Annotated in this window: 13 protein-coding genes and 1 pseudogene; 11 read left to right on the plus strand and 3 right to left on the minus strand. The window is 70.5% G+C overall.

Annotated features, from left to right (window positions below; all coding sequences use genetic code 11):
• The first annotated feature begins 231 nt into the window (after positions 1-231).
• From ACWCP6_RS24565 to ACWCP6_RS24605, 9 genes are all read left to right on the plus strand, one after another.
• Positions 232-1,407, plus strand: a complete 1,176-nt coding sequence (locus ACWCP6_RS24565; protein ID WP_450934686.1) for an aromatic ring-hydroxylating oxygenase subunit alpha — start codon at positions 232-234, stop codon at positions 1,405-1,407.
• A gap of 185 nt (positions 1,408-1,592) precedes the next feature.
• Positions 1,593-2,726, plus strand: a complete 1,134-nt coding sequence (locus ACWCP6_RS24570) for a polyamine ABC transporter substrate-binding protein (RefSeq protein WP_450934687.1) — start codon at positions 1,593-1,595, stop codon at positions 2,724-2,726.
• 1 nt (position 2,727) lies between these two features.
• The gene (locus ACWCP6_RS24575) at positions 2,728-3,630 is read left to right on the plus strand and encodes an ABC transporter permease (RefSeq protein WP_450934688.1); all 903 of its coding nucleotides are present in this window, start codon (positions 2,728-2,730) and stop codon (positions 3,628-3,630) included.
• On the plus strand, positions 3,627-4,511 hold the full coding sequence (locus ACWCP6_RS24580; RefSeq protein ID WP_450934689.1) for an ABC transporter permease: 885 nt from the start codon (positions 3,627-3,629) through the stop codon (positions 4,509-4,511). The genes ACWCP6_RS24575 and ACWCP6_RS24580 overlap by 4 nt, the downstream gene beginning before the upstream one ends.
• 4 nt (positions 4,512-4,515) lie before the next feature.
• A complete protein-coding gene (locus ACWCP6_RS24585; RefSeq protein WP_450934690.1) occupies positions 4,516-5,583 on the plus strand; it encodes an ABC transporter ATP-binding protein in 1,068 nt (355 codons plus the stop codon).
• A 46-nt stretch (positions 5,584-5,629) separates the two neighbouring features.
• Complete coding sequence (locus tag ACWCP6_RS24590; protein ID WP_450934691.1) at positions 5,630-6,943, plus strand: flavin monoamine oxidase family protein; 1,314 nt, start codon at positions 5,630-5,632, stop codon at positions 6,941-6,943.
• Positions 6,936-8,369: an aminobutyraldehyde dehydrogenase gene (locus ACWCP6_RS24595; RefSeq protein WP_450934692.1), complete on the plus strand. Its 1,434-nt coding sequence runs from the start codon at positions 6,936-6,938 to the stop codon at positions 8,367-8,369. Before ACWCP6_RS24590 ends, ACWCP6_RS24595 begins: the two co-directional genes overlap by 8 nt.
• A gap of 463 nt (positions 8,370-8,832) precedes the next feature.
• Entirely contained in the window at positions 8,833-9,273 is a 441-nt protein-coding gene (locus tag ACWCP6_RS24600; RefSeq protein WP_450934693.1) for a hypothetical protein, read from the plus strand.
• A 32-nt stretch (positions 9,274-9,305) separates the two neighbouring features.
• Positions 9,306-10,349, plus strand: coding sequence for a hypothetical protein (locus ACWCP6_RS24605; protein WP_450934694.1), 1,044 nt, complete (start codon positions 9,306-9,308; stop codon positions 10,347-10,349).
• A gap of 110 nt (positions 10,350-10,459) precedes the next feature.
• Here the strand turns inward: ACWCP6_RS24605 and ACWCP6_RS24610 are convergent, their stop codons facing one another.
• On the minus strand, positions 10,460-11,644 hold the full coding sequence (locus tag ACWCP6_RS24610) for a GDSL-type esterase/lipase family protein (RefSeq protein ID WP_450934695.1): 1,185 nt from the start codon (positions 11,642-11,644) through the stop codon (positions 10,460-10,462).
• A gap of 180 nt (positions 11,645-11,824) precedes the next feature.
• Positions 11,825-12,385, minus strand: a complete 561-nt coding sequence (locus ACWCP6_RS24615) for a GNAT family N-acetyltransferase (RefSeq protein ID WP_450934781.1) — start codon at positions 12,383-12,385, stop codon at positions 11,825-11,827.
• A gap of 174 nt (positions 12,386-12,559) precedes the next feature.
• Here ACWCP6_RS24615 and ACWCP6_RS24620 point away from each other — a divergent pair, with 174 nt between their 5' ends.
• Complete coding sequence (locus ACWCP6_RS24620) at positions 12,560-14,731, plus strand: hypothetical protein (protein WP_450934696.1); 2,172 nt, start codon at positions 12,560-12,562, stop codon at positions 14,729-14,731.
• A 460-nt stretch (positions 14,732-15,191) separates the two neighbouring features.
• A pseudogene (locus tag ACWCP6_RS24625) lies at positions 15,192-15,733 on the plus strand (site-specific integrase); the annotation flags it as partial.
• Between the two features lie 3 nt (positions 15,734-15,736).
• Here ACWCP6_RS24625 and ACWCP6_RS24630 read toward each other — a convergent pair.
• Entirely contained in the window at positions 15,737-16,870 is a 1,134-nt protein-coding gene (locus ACWCP6_RS24630; protein ID WP_450934697.1) for a methyltransferase, read from the minus strand.
• Positions 16,871-17,301 lie beyond the last annotated feature (431 nt).

A 17,301-nucleotide genomic window follows, 5' to 3' on the forward strand; every position in this document is an offset into this window, starting at 1 on the left:
GCAGGCGCCCGGACGGGCCACGTCAGTGCTGGCGAGCCTGTACCGGCCCGCCAGCGGTAGACTAACTAACTAATTAGTCAGCTCACAAGCCTTGACAGTGCCCTGGGGTCACCCCACTCTGACTAACCAATTAGTCAGCAAGGTTCACGGCACGGCCGGAATCACAGCCGACCGCCGATCCTGCGCAGCCTCACCACCCATCGCCGCCCCCGCGGCGTGGAGGAGGATCCGATGCAGCCCCCGATCACCCCGGCACCCGCCGCCTCCCCGGCGCCGCCGGGCAACGCCCCGGACCATCCCGGGGAAGCACTCCCCGCGCGCTACTACACCGACCCGGCCATCGCGGCAGCCGAGACGGACCATCTCTTCGCCCGCTCCTGGCAGCTGGTCTGCCACGAATCCGATCTGCCCGGCCCCGGCGCCCGCCTGGCCGCCACCGTGGCGGGACGGAGCGTACTGGTCGTACGCACCACCGACGGCGGGCTCGCCGCCCACCTCAATGTCTGCCGTCACCGCGGCACCCGCCTCGTCACCGCGCCCGAGCCGTCGGGGAAGGCGATCCGCTGTCCGTACCACGGCTGGACCTACAAGCTCGACGGAACGCTGGTCGGCGCCCCCGAGGCCCGCCAGATCCCCTGCCTGGACAAGCCCCGCCTCGGGCTGCACCCGGCCAAGGCCGAGTCGTTCCTCGGGTTCGTCTTCGTCAACCTCGATCCCGACGCCGTCCCGCTCGCCGAGAGCTGTTCCGGTCTGGCGAAGGCCGTCGGCCACTACGCCGGTGCCGATCTCGAGCCCGTGGGCAAGCACCGCATCCACGACATGGACGGCGCCGAGCAGCAGAACGCCAACTGGAAGGTGATCGTCGACAACTACCTCGAGGGTTACCACGTCCCCGTGGCCCACCCCGCACTGATGCGGCTGCTCGACTACCAGGCGTACACGGTCGACATCCAGGAGTCGTACGCGCTCTTCGAGTCCCCCCTGCGCGACAAACCGTCCTCGAACTGGACCGAACGCCTCTACCAGCGGTTGGCCACCCCCATGCCGGGCCTGACCGAGGCCGACCGGCGGGTGTGGCGTTACGCGGTGATCTACCCGAACACGCTCATCGACTTCTACCCTGACCACGTGCTCGCGTGGACCGCTCTCCCCACCGCCCAGGACCGGGCGGCGATCCCCGGCGCCTTCTACACGCGGCACGGCGAGAGCGCACGCACCCGGCTGGCCCGTCGGCTGAACATCCACATCGGATGGGTCACCAACGACGAGGACGCCGAGCTGGTGGAGCGGGTCCAGGCGGGACTGTCGACACCGGGCTACGAGCCGGGCCCGCTGTCGCGCCGCGAGACCGCCGTCGGCTGGTTCGCCCGCCGGGTCAGGGCCGACCTCGAAGGGAGCGGTGCATGATCCACCGCTCGCCGGCAGCCGCACCGGCCCCGCACACCGCATCCGTCCCGACGACCTTATGTCCCCTCCGCTGAGACACCAGCTGTCTTGCCGAGACCGGATCACTACGGAGACAGGGCCTCCGTGAGCCGTGCCCCCCGGTCCCCGCCCTGAAGCTGTGCCATCCTCGACGGAGAGGACGCTCCGTGTCCCCCGAGGTACCACCACCCTCCCGGCGCACCCTGCTGCGCGCAGGCGCCTTCGGCCTGCTGGGCGCAGCAGGCGCCTCGCTCAGCGGCTGCGGGTTCATGCCCGCCAAGATCCCGGACGACCGGGACCTCGCCCCGGTCCGCGCACGCATCGACGGCGATCTCGTCTACTTCAACTGGGCCGACTTCGTCGACCCCTCGGTCTTCAAGGGCTTCGAGAAGGAGTACGGCGTCAACGTCATCCAGTCGAACTTCGACTCGATGGAAGGCATGGTCGCCAAGCTCAACGCCGGCAATCGCTACGACATCATCTTCCCCACCGCCAAATGGGCCCAGCGCCTGGCCCGGGGCGGCCGGCTCCGCCGCATCGACCACTCCCAACTCGCCAACGGCCATGCGGTCTTCGGAAAGCACTCCTACTTCTCCGACCCCTGGTACGACCCCGGCTCCGCGCACACCGTCCCCTTCACCGCGTACAAGACCGGCATCGGCTGGCGCCGCGACAGGATCGGCGATCTGACCGGGTCCTGGAAGGACCTGTGGAGCGACAAGGCCAGAGGCAAGGTGTTCCTGCTCGACGACCGCGACGAGGTACTGGGCATGGGCGCCCTCGAACTCGGCCTGGACGTCAACACCGGCGACACCGACGGCCTGGACCGCATCTCCTCCTCGCTGGCCACCCTCCGCCCCCGGCTGCGCGGCTTCTCCAGCGACAGCTACAACAACCTGCTCAACGGCAACGCGGTGATGACCCAGGCCTGGAGCGGCGACATGGCCGCCATGCTCAACCAGGCCAAGGACCCGTCCGTCTTCGGCTTCCAGGCCCCCAAAGAGGGCACACCGATCAACTCCGACTGCTACGCCATCCCGTGGAACGCCCGCCACCCCGGCACCGCGCTGCTCTTCATCGACTACATGCTCCGCCCGGAGAACGTGAAGAAGAACATCGAGTACATCGGCTATCCGATGCCCGTGGCCGGCTCCGAGGACGTCTATCGGGCCCTCGTCAAACCCTTCCCGGAGTGCATCGTGACCGACGACGACCTCAAGGCGGACCTGTTCTTCCGCAACGGCACCCGCGCCCAGGAAGACGCCCGTGACACCGCCTGGACCCATGTGAAGGCGGGCTGACATGACCGTGCTTCCCCTCTCCCGCGCCCGTCGTCGGCGCCGGGGCCCCGGCTCCGACGGAACCCGCATGTGGACCTGGTTCATGGTCCCGGGAACCCTGTGGATGACGGGCTTCCTGATCGCCTCCCTGGTCCTGGTCGCCGTGCTGACCGTCGGCACCACCGACAGCCTCGGCAACCCCCGCTTCGGATTCGACCTCAGCAGCATCCGGGCCCTCACCGACCCCGCCTACTCCGAAGTCCTCCTGCGCTCCCTCGGCTACGCCGTGCTGACCTGCGTGATCTGCCTGGTGATCGCCTACCCCGTCGCGTACACCATCGCCCTGCACGGCGGACGCTTCAAGAACGCGATGATCGCGGCGATCGTGGTGCCGTTCTTCGCCAACTACCTGGTGCGGATGTACGGCTGGTCGGTGGTGCTCTCCGACGACGGACCCCTGCTCAAGGCCCTGCGCGGTGTCGGTCTCGCCGACTCCGGCACGAAGATCCTCAACACCGGAGTGGGCGTGGTGGCCGGCCTCGTCTACGGATTCGTGGTCTTCATGGTCATCCCGCTGTACGCAGCCCTGGAACGGCTCGACGTCTCGCTGATCGAGGCCGGACGGGACCTGTACGGCGGGCCCCTGCGGACCTTCTTCTTCGTCACCCTGCCGGCCACCCGCCAGGGCGCGGCCGCGGGACTGGTCCTGGTCTTCCTGCCCGCCATGGGCGACTTCGTCAGCGCACAGCTCATGGGCGGCCCGGACCAGATCATGATCGGCAACCTCATCCAGGACAAGTTCTTCCAGGGCCAGAACTGGCCGCTGGGATCGGCGCTCACGATGATGCTGATGCTCGTGCTGCTGATCGGCATGCTCGGCTATCTGCGGCGCACCCGCAAGGACGAAGCGGAGGCCCGCCGATGACCCTCCTGCGTACGCCCACCGGCACGTCCCCCGAGCAGACGGTGCGGCCACGAACCCGGCGGGGCCGCGGACGCGCCGACCGCAGACCGCGCATCGCCCTCGCCGTCACGGTGCTGTTCTTCGCCCTGCTGTACCTGCCCATCGCCGTGGTGGTGCTGTTCTCCTTCAACACCAAGAAGTCCCTGACCGTCTTCGGCGGGTTCGGACTGCGCTGGTACCGGACCTTCTTCCACGACGACGTCCTGATCTCGTCGCTGGGCACCAGCCTGCGGATCTCGCTGGTCGCGATGGCGGGTTCGGTGGTGCTCGGGGCGGCCCTGGCCCTCGGGCTGGTGCGCTGCCGGACCCGGCTGGGCTCACTGGCGGGCCTGATCATGCTGGTTCCGCTGATCACCCCGGAGATCGTCACCGGAGTGGCGTCCATGCTGCTGTTCAAGGGCCTGGGCGTGACGCTGTCGACCGGCACCGTGATGATCTCGGAGATCACCTTCTCCATCTCGTACGTCACGGTGATCCTGCGCTCCCGCGTCGCCGCCCTCAACCCCGAGGTGGAGGAGGCCGCGATGGACCTCGGCGCCACCCGCTGGCAGGCGGTGCGGCTGGTGACGCTGCCGGCCCTGCTGCCCACGGTGCTCGCCTGCGCCGTGCTGATCTTCGCGCTCGTCTTCGACGACTTCGTCCTCGCCTACTTCACCACCGGCGTCGATCCCCAGCCGCTGTCGGTGCGCATCTACTCCGCGATCCGCTTCGGGGTGCAGCCCACCATCAACGCCGTGGGCACGCTGATGCTCGCCGGGTCCATCGGCCTCATCGCCCTCGCCCTGTTCATTCCGCGCCTGTTCGGCCGCCGCGGTGGCCTCGACATCCTTTCAGGGAAGTGACTCCATGGACGCGACTCCCGCCGTCCGGCTCGACGGCGTCTCCAAGCAGTTCGCGGACTCCTACGCCGTCCGCGACGTGCACCTCGACATCGAAGCCGGCCAGTTCTTCTCCCTGCTCGGCCCCTCGGGCTGCGGCAAGACCACCTCACTGAGGATGATCGGCGGATTCACCGACCCGACCGAGGGTGCGGTGCTGCTCGCCGGCGAGGACGTGACGGCACTGCCGCCCAACAAGCGCAACGTCAACACCGTCTTCCAGAGCTACGCGCTGTTCGACCACCTCAGCATCGCCGACAACGTCGCCTTCGGGCTGAAGCGCAAGGGCGTGGACAAGTCGGAGATCCGCCGCCGGGTCGGCGAGATGCTGGACCTGGTGCAGCTCGGCGGCCTGGCCCGGCGCAGACCCCGCACCCTGTCCGGCGGTCAGCGCCAGCGTGTGGCACTCGCCCGGGCCCTGGTCAACCGCCCGGCGGTGCTGCTCCTCGACGAACCGCTGGCGGCCCTCGACCTGAAGCTGCGCCGCCAGATGCAGGTGGAGCTCAAGCAGATCCAGCGCGAGGTCGGCATCACCTTCGTCTTCGTCACCCACGACCAGGACGAGGCGCTGACCATGTCCGACCGGGTGGCCGTGATGAACGAGGGCCGTGTCGAGCAGTGCGGCACCCCCGAGGACGTGTACGAACACCCCACGAGCCGCTTCGTCGCCTCTTTCATGGGCACCTCCAACCTGATGGCGGGCACGTACCGGGACGGCGAGGTCGTCCTCGACCAGGGCCCCTCCCTCCCGGTCGGCCGCCGGGACGTCGGCGACGGCAGCACCGTCAGCGTGTCCGTCCGCCCGGAGAAGATCTGGCTCTCCGACTTCGAGCCGGGCATGTCGGTGCTGCGGGGCGTCATCCGCGAGACCGTCTATTCCGGGCCGACCACCACCTATCTGATCGAACTCGCCCCGGGGGTCACCCTGTCGGTGCTGGAGCAGAACACCGCGCGGGCCCGCATGGAGGACCGCTGGGACGGCGGCGAAACGGTGGAGTTCGGATGGCGCCCCGAACACTGTCTCGTCCTCGCCTGACCGCCCGCCCCGCGCCCCGGGCGCACCGAACGAAGGAACCGACGAGATGCACCACGACGTGATCGTGCTGGGCGCCGGTCTTGCCGGGCTCGCTGCCGCCCGCGACCTGGCGGCCGGCGGCGCCGACGTACTGGTCCTGGAGGCCAGGGACCGGGTCGGCGGCCGGGTCGAGCAGACCCGGCTGCCGGACGGCCGCACCGTCCAGCTGGGCGGCGAAGTGGTGGGCCGCGCCCACACCGCGTACCTGGCGCTCGCCGAGGAACTGGGCCTGGCGCTGGTCCCCAGCTACGTCGCCGAGCCCGGCAAGATCACCCGGGTCACCCCGGAGGGCCGTTCGGCCGGTGATCCGCCGCACTGGTTCGCCTCCGGCGACATGGCCGAACACGAGCGGCTCACCGCCGAGTTCGTGTCCATGGCCGCGAGCGTCGATCCCGACGATCCGTGGTCCCATCCGGAGGCCGCCGTCCTGGACCGGCTCTCGGTCGGCGACTGGCTGCGCGCCCGGCACGCCTCCCCCTCCGTCGTACGGCTGTGGGAGATCGGCCAACTCGCCCTGGCCGACGGCTCCTACGAACGCACCTCGCTCCTCGCGGCACTGCGCAAGAGCGCCGCGGTCCCGAGCACCGGCCACTACGACTACGAGGACTGGGAGGGGCTCCGGCTGGCCGACGGATCCGCGACGCTCGCCGAGGTCATGGGCCGCGAACTCGGCGGACGGATCCGCCTGGGCTCACCCGTGGCCGCCCTGGACATACGCCCCGGTCGCTGCACGGTCCGCCTGGTAACCGGGGAGAGCGTCACCGCGGCGGCCGTGGTCAGCGCACTCCCCGTGGGGCCGCTGCGCTCGGTCGCGGTCAGCGGCGTCAGCGACACGCGGCTCGCCTCGTTGCACCGTCAGCGCCACGCGGTGGCCGCCAAGTTCGTCGCCGTGTACGAGGAACCGTTCTGGCGCGACACCGGCCTCAGCGGCCTGTCCGAATGCGAGGGGGTGCTCGGCTCCACCTGGCCCCAGGGCCATGCCGTCCTGTCGGCGCTCGTTCCCCCCGAGCGCTACGGCGTCCTGCTGGGCACACCTGCCCATCTGCGCACCCCTGAACTGCTCGCCGAGATCGCCGACATGTACGGCGAGGGTGCGCACCGCCCGCTCGCCTGCCACCTGCGGCTGTGGGGCACCGACCCGTGGACCCAGGGGTACGTCACCCAGTGGCCGCCGGGCGAGGTCATGGCCGTCGGCCCGCTGCACGGCACCCACGAGCCACCGTTCTACGTGTGCGGCTCCGACCAGTGGGTCGCGGGTTACATGGAAGGCGCCGTCCGCACCGGCCGCGCCGCTGCCCGGGAGGCGCTGCGCCGTGGCTGATTCCGCACACCTCACCAGCGTTCTCAACCACATCGGCGGAGCCGATCTGTCCGCCGCGTCGGAGGCCGCGATGCGGCTGGTGAACCCGGCCACCGGGCGGATCGACGGAGTGGCCCCGCTGTCCGGGGCCGCCGATGTCGACGCGGCCTGCCGGGCGGCCCGGGACGCCTTCGAGGACTGGTCCGTCACCACCCCGCAGCAACGGCAGACCGCACTGCTGCGGATCGCCGACGCCATGGAGCGCGAGGCCGACGCACTGGTGGCCGCGGAGGTCGGCGACACCGGCAAGCCGTACGCCCTGTTCCGGTCGGACGAACTCCCGGCGATCGTCGACACCTTGCGGTACTACGCGGGCGCCACCCGCAACATGCCGGGATCGGTGGCCGCCGAGTACACACCGGGCCGGACCTCCGTGCTGCGCCGCGACCCCGTGGGAGTGTGCGCCCAGATCACCCCGTGGAACTACCCGCTCATGATGGCGGTGTGGAAGATCGCCCCGGCGCTCGCCGCGGGCAACACCGTCGTCCTCAAGCCGTCCGACACCACCCCGTCGTCGGCCGCACTGCTGGCCCGGATCGCGGCGGAGTACCTGCCCCCCGGTGTGCTGAACGTGGTGTGCGGCGACCGCGACACGGGCCGCGCCCTGGTCGCCCACCCGGACGTCCGGCTGGTCGCCGTCACGGGCAGCGTCCGGGCCGGACAGGAGATCGCCGCCGCCGCGGCGGCCGACCTCAAGCGGCTCCACCTGGAACTGGGCGGCAACGCACCGGTCCTGGTGCACGAGGACGCCGATCTCGACGACGCGGTCGCGCAGTTGTCGTCACTGGCCTTCTACAACGCCGGCCAGGACTGCACGGCCGCCACCAGGATCCTGGTGCACGAACGGGTCCACGACACGTTCCTGGAGGCCTTCGCCCTCCAGGCCTCCCGGCAGCGCACGGGCGACCCCGACGCCGGGGACATCGACTTCGGCCCGCTCAACAGCTCGGCCCAACTCCTCTCGGTGCGCCGCATGGTGGACGGGCTCCCGCCTCACGCCCACGTCGTCGCGGGAGGGTCGGCCCTGGACCGTCCCGGCTTCTTCCACGAGGCCACGGTTGTCGCGGGGGTCCGCCAGGACGACGAGATCGTGCAGGGCGAGGTCTTCGGGCCGGTGGTGACGGTGCAGTCCTTCGCGGACGAGGCGGATGCCATCCGCAGGGCCAACGGGGTTCCCCAGGGGCTCGCCGCCAGTGTGTGGACCCGCGACCACGACCGGGCCATGCGCGCCGGGCGCGCCCTGCGCACGGGGATCGTCTGGGTGAACACCCACGGCACCACGGTCTCGGAGATGCCACACGGCGGCGTCCGGCACTCCGGGTACGGCAGCGACCTGTCGATGGACGGGCTGCTCGACTACACGCAGGCCAAGCACGTCATGCTGTGACGGCTGTTCCCCCGCAGGCCGGGGGAACAGCCACGTCATCGAGACGTCTCCGACGGGCCCGGTGCTCCGCGCCTCGCCGCGCGCCGCGCAGGGACCTGCCCTGCGATGCTCCAAGTCCTCGCCCACGCTCACGAGATGAACCATCGGGCCGCTGCGGACGGACCTTCGCACAGACGTATCCACGATCGCGGGCACGCCCGCAACCCGTCCTATGACCTGCCTGCACATCCGGATGCAAGCCCCGCACCTTGATCCAATCGGGCTAGCTGCGCTCGTGTCTCATCAATGATCAACTCCGGTCGACGGCCGAGACCCCACTATGCGAGTGGCACTTTGCGAGACGCCGAGTCGTCTCCCTTCCGAGAGGATCAAGAGAATGCGTCGTGGCATTCCCCTGGTTGTGTTGCTGGCAAGTGTGGCGGTCCTGACCGGCCCGCCACCGGCATCGGCCGAGGACACCCCCGTGACTCTGGAGATCACCGGCGGTGGCCTCGGCATCACGGTCCCGACGGGACCGGTCGACCTCGGCTCCACCGCCGCCAGCTCCGGCGCGCAGACGGTCAGCAGCGCGCTGGGCAACGTCACCGTGACCGACGGCCGAGGCGGCACTGCCAACTGGACGGTCACCGCGAACGGCACGGACTTCGTCGGCCCCGGCTCCAGCACGATCTCCGTCTCGGCGGCGGGCTCCAGCAGCTACACGGCTCCCCCGGCGAGCGTCACCGGCAACGCCGTCGTCACCGCACACAACCTGGCCCCGCTGTACCCGCCGGGACCCGTGCAGACCGCGGCCAACGTCTCCGGCATCAACTCGGCCACCTGGAACCCCACGATCACCGTCAACATCCCCGCCAACACGCTGGCGGGCCAGTACACCTCGACCATCACCCACTCCGTGTCGTGACGTCCGCGACACCCTGCTGAGGCTCCATATCCGTGCACAAATACATTCCGGCAGGGGCGCTGACCCTCATGGCGCTCGCCGGGGCCATCACCACCCCTCCGTCCGCGGCCCACGCAACCCCCCGGGCCGCGGCGGAGGCGCGGACCGCGAACGACCGCGGCGGCTTCACCGTGCGGCTCGTCGACGTCCCCGCGGCGCTCGTCGACGACACCCGCGCGCGCCAGTACATCATCGACAACCTCCTACCGGGCACCACCATCCACCGCCGTGTGGAGGTGGCGAACACCTCCGACGAATCGGCGCGGGTCTCCCTGTATCCGGGCGCCGCCGACATCAAGAAGGGCGCCTTCGTCGGGGAGTACGGAAAGCACGGCAACGAACTCACCTCCTGGACCTCGCTGAGCAAGGGCCGGATCGAGGTGCCGCCCCACTCCAAGGTCCGCACATCGGTGACGATCAAGGTGCCCGAGGACGCGGCCCCCGGCGAGCGGTACGGCGTCGTATGGGCACAGATGTCGGGCGGGCGCGGTCCCGGGGTCACGCTGGTCAACCGGGCGGGCATCCGGCTGTATCTGTCCGTGGGCGGCCACAATCCACCCGCCACCGACTTCAGGGTCGACACGATGACCGCCGAACGCGACGCGGCCGGCCGAGCCGTCGTCAGGGCCCAGGTCCACAACACCGGCGGCCGGGCCCTGGACCTGAGCGGAAGTCTCGATCTGTCGAAGGCGACGGGCGCGATCGACGCCGGCCCCTATGCGGTCAAGCTCGGCACCACTCTCGCGCCGGGGCAGTCCGAGCCCGTGACGGTCATGGTGACCGACCAGGTAGCGGACGGTCCCTGGGACGCCACCCTCCACCTCAGGAGCGGACTGCACGAGGAGAGCGCCCACGCCCTCATCACCTTCCCGCACGGCAGCGGTGCCGCGCAGCCGGTCCGGGCGCAGACGGACGGGGGCGGCGGCACGAACATGGCCATCTTCGGAGGGCTGGCGGGGCTGCTCCTGGGCGCGCTCCTCCCGGCGACCTTCGTCCTGCGACGGCGTAGGAGAACGGGACGAGGCGACACCACCTGACGCGGACGACGCGCACCACCCGGCCGGGACGACGGGGCCGCTGTACGGCCCCCGAAGCCGAAGGCCTCGCCGTGGGCCTCGGCACGGCCCCCTGCCCCGCCGAACCCGGCTCAGGCGCCGCGGTCCGTCAAAGGGCCGCCGGCGCCGAAGGCCAGCCGGGCGAAGCGTTCGCCGATGCGGCGGTGGGTGGCGGCGTCCGGGTGGAGCCGGTCGGGCAGCGGCAGGTCGGCGGAGTCGGCCTCTCCGTAGAGGTCACGGCCGTCGAGGTAGTGCAGTGCGGGATCCTCGGCGGCTCGCTGCTCCACGATCCGGGCCAGCTCGTCGCGGATGACGCCCAGGGTCAGTTTGCCGCTCGCCCGCTCGGCCGGATCGCCGGCGGCCAGGAACCGCAGACGGCCGGTGCCGAGGGCGGTGAGGTCCGGGACGCTGGGCCCGGGAGTGTCCTCGTGGAGGGGGCAGAGAATCGGCGAGACGACCAGCAGCGGTGTGGTGGGGTGGCCGTCGCGGACGGTGTCCAGGAAACCGTGGACGGCGGGGGCGAAGGCGCGCAGGCGCATCAGGTCGGTGTTGACCAGATTGATGCCGATCTTCAGGCTGATCAGGTCGGCGGGGGTGTCCCGCATGGCGCGCGCCGTGAACGGGTCGAGCAGCGCACTGCCGCCCAGCCCGAGGTTGATCAGCTCCACGCCGCCGAGGGAGGCGGCGAGAGCGGGCCAGGTGGTGGTGGGGCTCGCGGCGTCGGAGCCGTGGCTGATCGAACTGCCGTGGTGCAGCCACACCTTGCGGCCCCGGTCCGGTGCGGGCTCGACGGGGGCATCGGTGCGCAGGGCGACGACTTCGGTGGTCTCGTTGTGCGGCAGCCAGATCTCGACGTCCTTGACACCGTCGGACAGGCCGGTGAAACGGAGGGTGCCGCTCGGACCGGACCGGTGCTCGGCGGTCCCGGTGGTCATGTCGATGGTCAGGGTGTTGCCGCCGGACACACTTCCCTGGTCGACCAGCCGGCCATCGACGACCAGGTCGTACACACCGTCCGGGCGGGGCGGGGCACCCACGTAGACCCGCTTGGTGGGCAGCGCGTCCAGTTCGATGGCGGTGGCCCGGGTGCGGAAGACCAGCCGTACTCCGGAGGGCTGGGCCTCCGCCATGGCGAGTTGCGCGTCGGCGCACTGTGCGCGGGCCCGGGCGGGCAGCCGGTGGGGCAGCACACCGTGCGCGGTGCGCTCCAGCTCGAGGGCACCGCGGAGGATGTCCGCGGAGAGGGGTGTGGTGATCCAGTGGTGCTCGGTGCGCATGGTCTCAGCCTGTCGATCGGGAGTCCGTGACGGTCCGAAGGCGCCGGTGGGCCGGGACGCGGCCGGGGCGCGCACATCCGGAAGCGGTCAGGACTCGGCCTTGAACTTCTTCATGGTCGGAGGAGCTTCGAGGCGCAGGGCGACCCGGGAGACCCCTCGGTCCGCCGATCGGCGATGCCGTCACGAGGACTGCCGGGCCGCCCGCCACTCCGGGGCGAGCACCGACCAGATCTCCTCGTCATGCCGTTTCCCCCGGTACGGACAGCTCTCCCGCAGTACGCCGTCCTTCGTCATCCCCAGCCGCCGGGCCACGGCGATGCTGGCCTCGTTCTCCGCCGATACCCACCACTCCACACGGTGGATGCCCCGCTCGTCCACGGCCCAGTCGACGATCGCACGGACGGCCCGGGTCACCAGCCCCCTGCCCACCGCCGACGGCTCCAGCCAACAGCCCGCCTCGGCGACGCCCTGCCCGACGTCCAGCCTCCGGAAGAGGACCGCGCCGACCAGCCGGCCGTCCAGCCAAATGCCGTGGAGCCGCCCGGAGTCGGCCGCTGCCCGGTCCGCGTACGCCTGGAGGAACGCCCGGCTCGACTCCAGGTCCGTCACCACGTCGGGCAGGCCGTTGTACTGCCCGATGAACTCCCGGCCACGGTCCACATGGGCGAGGAACTCCTCGGCCCGCCACGGTTCCAGTGGACGCAGCTCGGCGCCGTCGTCTCCCAGGGGGATCGCGTACATCATCACCTTTCACGGTCGGCAGCCGACGCTGCGGCACCATGGATGATGCCACGGGCGGTGCGTCGGGCGCCCGAGCCGCCATGGGCACACCGGCCCGTGGTGCACCGTCCTGCAGCGCCGAGGTGGGGCGGAACTCGGATGCGCCGGTCACGGGGGCTCTGGGATCATGCCGCCATGGGCAACAGTCTCGAACCGCTGGTCGTCCGGCACACCCACCGCCTCCCCTCCCCCACCGGGCCCGTCGGCGAAGGCGACGTCGCTGCACGGCAGTTCGACGCCGCGCTGATGTCCGTGGGCTTCAAACTCTCGGCGGACCTGCTGGAGCGGCTGTCGGGGCTCTCCGGGAGCACGGTCGCCGACATCGCCGTGCGCACCCTGCACACCGTCCGCGCCATGGTGGGCGACCACGTCCGGCACAACGTCTACTTCATCGACTTCCCCGCCCATGTGCCCGACACGTTCGACTTCTGGATGCAGTGCGTGCGCGAGGCTCTCGCGGACGACACCACCCGCGACCGCACCATCGCTCAGCTCGACAGCGGTGTGCTGAACCTGCTCACCCTCCCGTCCTACGGCAACTACCGGCACACCTACACCGAGATGCTCGCCGCACACGACGAGCTCATCGCCGCGGCGGGCGACCGTATGACCGTCCTGCACCTCGGCGACGACCTGGACGACGAGATCACCGCCCTGTACCTGGCACTGGCAGGGGCTTCCACACCGCTGGGCGAGGACGACCTGCGGGATCTGAGGACCCTCGCAGGGCACTGCGTGTCGGGGCCCCGGCCGGAGGCCATACCGATGCGCGAGAACCGCGCCGTCGTCAACCACGCCCGGCTCCAGGCCGGCGGTGACCTGTTGCTGGACACCGTCACCGATGTGCTCCGCCTCGCCTGTTCGCTGTCCGGCGGCGATGTGACCCTTCAGGAGCCCACACGCTTCACCGCGCTGTCCCGCCCGGTCCGCCGCGCCCTGCTCGCGGGCCTCGACGCCGTCGTCGCCGCGGCCCCCGGCAAACTCGCGGACGTCAACGCGCACCGCGAGGCCTGGAAGCGACTCGGCGAACGCCTCCATCCGCACGAGTACCCGCGCCTGCCGCACGCCGCGGAGGTGTTCGCCGTCGCCCGCGGCGAGAAGAAGGCCCGGTCCTTCGACAGCCGCGTCGAGGAGCTGCTCGGCATGAGCGATGTCCCCGCGGCGGCGCGGCTCCTGACGTCCGCGCCCGGCAAGCTGTTCCGCTCGCTCGACCGCCTGCTGCGCGACGCCCTCACGCAGGACGAGCGCGACACCGTAGTGGCCGCCGCCGAACAGGTCGCCCCCCAGGTGTCAGGACGAGTGCTTCTGTCGGTCCGTGAACACCTCCACAACCGCCCCCAGGACACGGGGGAACGCCGTGTCTTCGTCAACCGCCTCGGCCGTGCCTGGGTCGCGTCCGACGACCGGCCGCCCGTGCTGCCGCCGGAGCGCAAACGCCTCATCGCCGCCGTGGACGCCGAGATCCTCCGCCGCCTGCCGGCGCCGGGCCATCTGCTGGTCGACCCCGACGTCCTCGATGTCGCGCTTCCGCTCAGCGGCAAGGCGACCGCGTCCGGCCTGGGCGTTCTGCCCCGCGGTTCCGTGTCCCCCGTCGACGGCGAACTGCTGCGCTTCTTCGTGTACTGGAAGGAGACCGGCCGCACGACCGACTTCGACCTGTCGGCGCTGATGCTCGACGCCGACTACTCCACCGTCTCCTGGCTGTCGTACACCGCACTCACCGACATCGGCGGTGAGCACTCCGGCGACATCACCGAAGCGCCCGAAGGGGCTTCGGAGTTCATCAACCTGCGGCTCGGCGCCGTCCGCGGCACCTACATCGTGCCCCAGGTGAACGTCTTCTCCGGGGAGGGCTTCGAGGAGGTCGAGGAGTCGTTCTTCGGTTTCATGCTGCGCGAGGCCGAACAGCAGGGCCGGCCCTTCGAGCCGCGCACCGTGCGGCTGAAGTCCGAACTGCGCGGCCCCGGCAGGGTGGCGCTTCCGCTGGCGTTCCTGCGTGGCGACGACGGACGCTGGCGGGCCAAGTGGCTGCACCTGTACCTCAAGGGTCACCCGTCGGCCAACCAGGTCGAGGGCAATCGGGTGTCGGTCGCGACGCTGCTGCGCGGCATCGTCGAGCGCGACCACCTCACGGTCCGGTATCTCACCGGGCTGATGGCCGGCAGCGCCACGAAGTCGGAGCTGTGGGACGGTGTGACGGTCCCGGACGGTCCCGTCACCTTCATCGGCCTGGAACGCCCCGAGGGCCTGCACCCCGGCTCCCGGGTCCTCACCCCCGGGAATCTGCGTGACCTGATCCCCGCCTGACTGCTACGGTTGACCGCGGCGAGGCCATGAAGGGGCTTCCTTCTCATACTCCTTGAACTAGTCCCTTCGCTTTCCTCGCCCTCGACTTCGCCTCACCGCCGGCCCACGTCATGGGCCACACCCCCATCCGACGAGCTGGGGGTCGCACACTCGGAGCTCAGGCGACCGCGCCATGGGAATGTCCAGTTTCTGGTTCGTGGGTGCACTCCCCGATGCGCAGATCGCGGAACTCGCGCCGCTGGCGGTGCCGGCCATCGCGGCCGCTGCGGCCGAGCCGTCGGCCGTAGCGGCGTGGTCCCGGTGGGAACGGGAGGCGGCGGCCGCATCAATGTCAGATCGTGCGCCAAGCCCGCGTCGGCCCTGATGAGCGGCTGACGGGGTCGCCGGATTCTGAAGTTGTTCCGCAGATAACGCCCTGTTATCTGCGGCAAGGTTGATCACGACCTGCGGCAAGGACTTCTGCGCGCGGGCGGAGGAGATCCTCGGCGTCAACATCGAGGACCTGGACCTCACCGGCCGCCGCTGCCCGGTCAAGGCCAAGGGCGCCCGCCCACGTACCCGCTGCCGCGGCCAGGTTCGTGAGGACTTCGCGTTGGAGCCCGTGTACTGGTACGCCGGCACCGCCCGCCTTCTGCCCTGGTTGCTCAAGGGCCGTACGCGGGGACCGGTGTTCGTCACCCACCGCCGCCCGGGTCCGGGCAAGATCGTCAGCCCGCGCGACGTGTGCCCGGACACCGGGTTCGCCCGGCTGTCGTACGGGCAGGCCCGGGCCCTGCTGGACGAGCACACCGCCGTCGGCGACACGCCCGGCACCGGGTGGGACCTGCACGAGTGGCGGCATTCGAGCCTGACCCACCTCGGCGAGGCCGGGGCGAGCCTGCTCATGCTGATGGCGAAGTCTCGGCACAGAAGCCGGAGAACGTGCGGAAGTACTTCCACCCCTCCCCGGAGGCGATCGCCGAGGTCACCAGCCTGCTCGCCCCCGGCGACAGCCGACGCTGATCGTCAAATGCTGGTGAGACGCCACAGCGAAGTGACCTCCGCGGCGCGGGCGGCGTGGAGGGGATCAGCGGTGTCCCTCGCTCGTGGATGCCGCGGCCGAGTGTCGGTCCTGTCCACCACAAGCAGGCCCGCTGCCTTGATGTCGGCCAGAAGTTCGCTGCGCGTCCTGAGTCCGAGGCGCTCGGCCAAGTCCGACAGGACGAGCCATCCTTCACCTCCCGGTTCGAGATGCGCGGTGAGTCCGTCCAGGAAGTTGCGGAGCATGCTGCTGCCCGGGTCGTAGACGCCTTGCTCTACGGCGGAGGTGGGCCGGGCTGGAATCCAGGGTGGGTTGCAGACGATGAGGTCCGCGCGCCCTTCGGGAAACAGGCCGGGGCCCACGATGTCGATGCGCCCGGTGAAGTGCAGCCGGCTGACGTTCTCGCGTGCGCAGGCCAGGGCGCGCGGGCTGATGTCGGTGGCCACAACGTGGTCGATTCCCCGGCGGGCCAGGACAGCGGCGAGTACTCCCGTCCCCGTCCCGACGTCGAATGCGGTACGGCGACCCGTGGGATGGGCCGCCGGTGCGGGGAGCGGTGCATGTGCAACGAGGTCGACGTATTCGCCCCTGACCGGGGAGAACACGCCGTAGTGCGGGTGAATGCGAGCGCCGAGGGCCGGTACCTCCACGCCCTTCGCGCGCCACTGATGCGCTCCGATCACGCCCAGTAGTTCTGTGAGCGAGACAGCCATCGGCTCGGACGGCGGACCGTACGCCTCGGTGCACGCCCGGCGCACATCGGGGGCCCTGCGCAGGTTCAGGCAGTAGTCGCCTTCCAGCAGAACGAGGAGCCTGCCGAGCACGCGGGCACGGTGGCCGCGGGCCCTGCGGTGCAGGTGGAAGGACTCTGCTGGGCTGCCGCCCTGCCGGGAAGATTTCCGGTCGATGCGGCGGCCCATCGCTTGCAGTAGTTGACGTGCGTTGTGGAAGTCGCCCCGCCACAGCAAGGCGGTTCCCTCGCAGGCCAGACGGTAAGCAGCGTCGGCTTTCATACGGTCGTCCGCGCCGATGGCCCGGCTGGGAGGCGGTGTCGCGCTCTCGGAATGCCAGTGGGCGGAACGGGGGGTGTTCGTCTCGGTCCAGTGGATCGTGGACACCACGTACTCCTCGTGATCGAACGTGCAGGGGCACGAAGAGCACTTCGACGAGGAGCAGGGCAAACGGCCCGTGCTGCAGCACGGGCACGTGTCTCAAGGCAGGTAGGGCTACCGCACCCGCGTCGAAGCGCGAGAGGAGGAGTCGCCGAGAACCATGCCGAGCGTCACGACCAGCCCTTTCAGAGAGATGAGTTAAGAGGCTCGCACAGTCCCCTCTCCGCAGGCAAACCAGCCCATTGGGCTGGGCGGGGAGAGCTGTCCCCGCCCAACGCGGCTCATCACTCGTCGGTGGCGTCCTTGTCGCGCAGCGGGCGCAGCCCGCCGGGCAGGTCGGGCAGCTCGGACAGCTCGGACAGCTCGGACAGCTCGGACAGCTCGGACAGCTCGGACAGCTCGGACAGCTCGGACAGCTCGGACAGCTCGGACAGCTC

The sequence above is a fragment of the Streptomyces sp. NPDC002004 genome, assembly GCF_053593975.1.

Excerpts from the sequence above, each read along its gene's own strand:
- ACWCP6_RS24590 (WP_450934691.1), top strand. The coding sequence starts at position 5,630 with ATGCACCACGACGTGATCGTGCTGGGCGCCGGTCTTGCCGGGCTCGCT.
- ACWCP6_RS24565 (WP_450934686.1), top strand. The coding sequence starts at position 232 with ATGCAGCCCCCGATCACCCCGGCACCCGCCGCCTCCCCGGCGCCGCCG.
- ACWCP6_RS24575 (WP_450934688.1), top strand. The coding sequence starts at position 2,728 with ATGACCGTGCTTCCCCTCTCCCGCGCCCGTCGTCGGCGCCGGGGCCCC.
- ACWCP6_RS24610 (WP_450934695.1), bottom strand. The coding sequence starts at position 11,644 with ATGCGCACCGAGCACCACTGGATCACCACACCCCTCTCCGCGGACATC.
- ACWCP6_RS24615 (WP_450934781.1), bottom strand. The coding sequence starts at position 12,385 with ATGTACGCGATCCCCCTGGGAGACGACGGCGCCGAGCTGCGTCCACTG.
- ACWCP6_RS24620 (WP_450934696.1), top strand. The coding sequence starts at position 12,560 with ATGGGCAACAGTCTCGAACCGCTGGTCGTCCGGCACACCCACCGCCTC.
- ACWCP6_RS24585 (WP_450934690.1), top strand. The coding sequence starts at position 4,516 with ATGGACGCGACTCCCGCCGTCCGGCTCGACGGCGTCTCCAAGCAGTTC.
- ACWCP6_RS24580 (WP_450934689.1), top strand. The coding sequence starts at position 3,627 with ATGACCCTCCTGCGTACGCCCACCGGCACGTCCCCCGAGCAGACGGTG.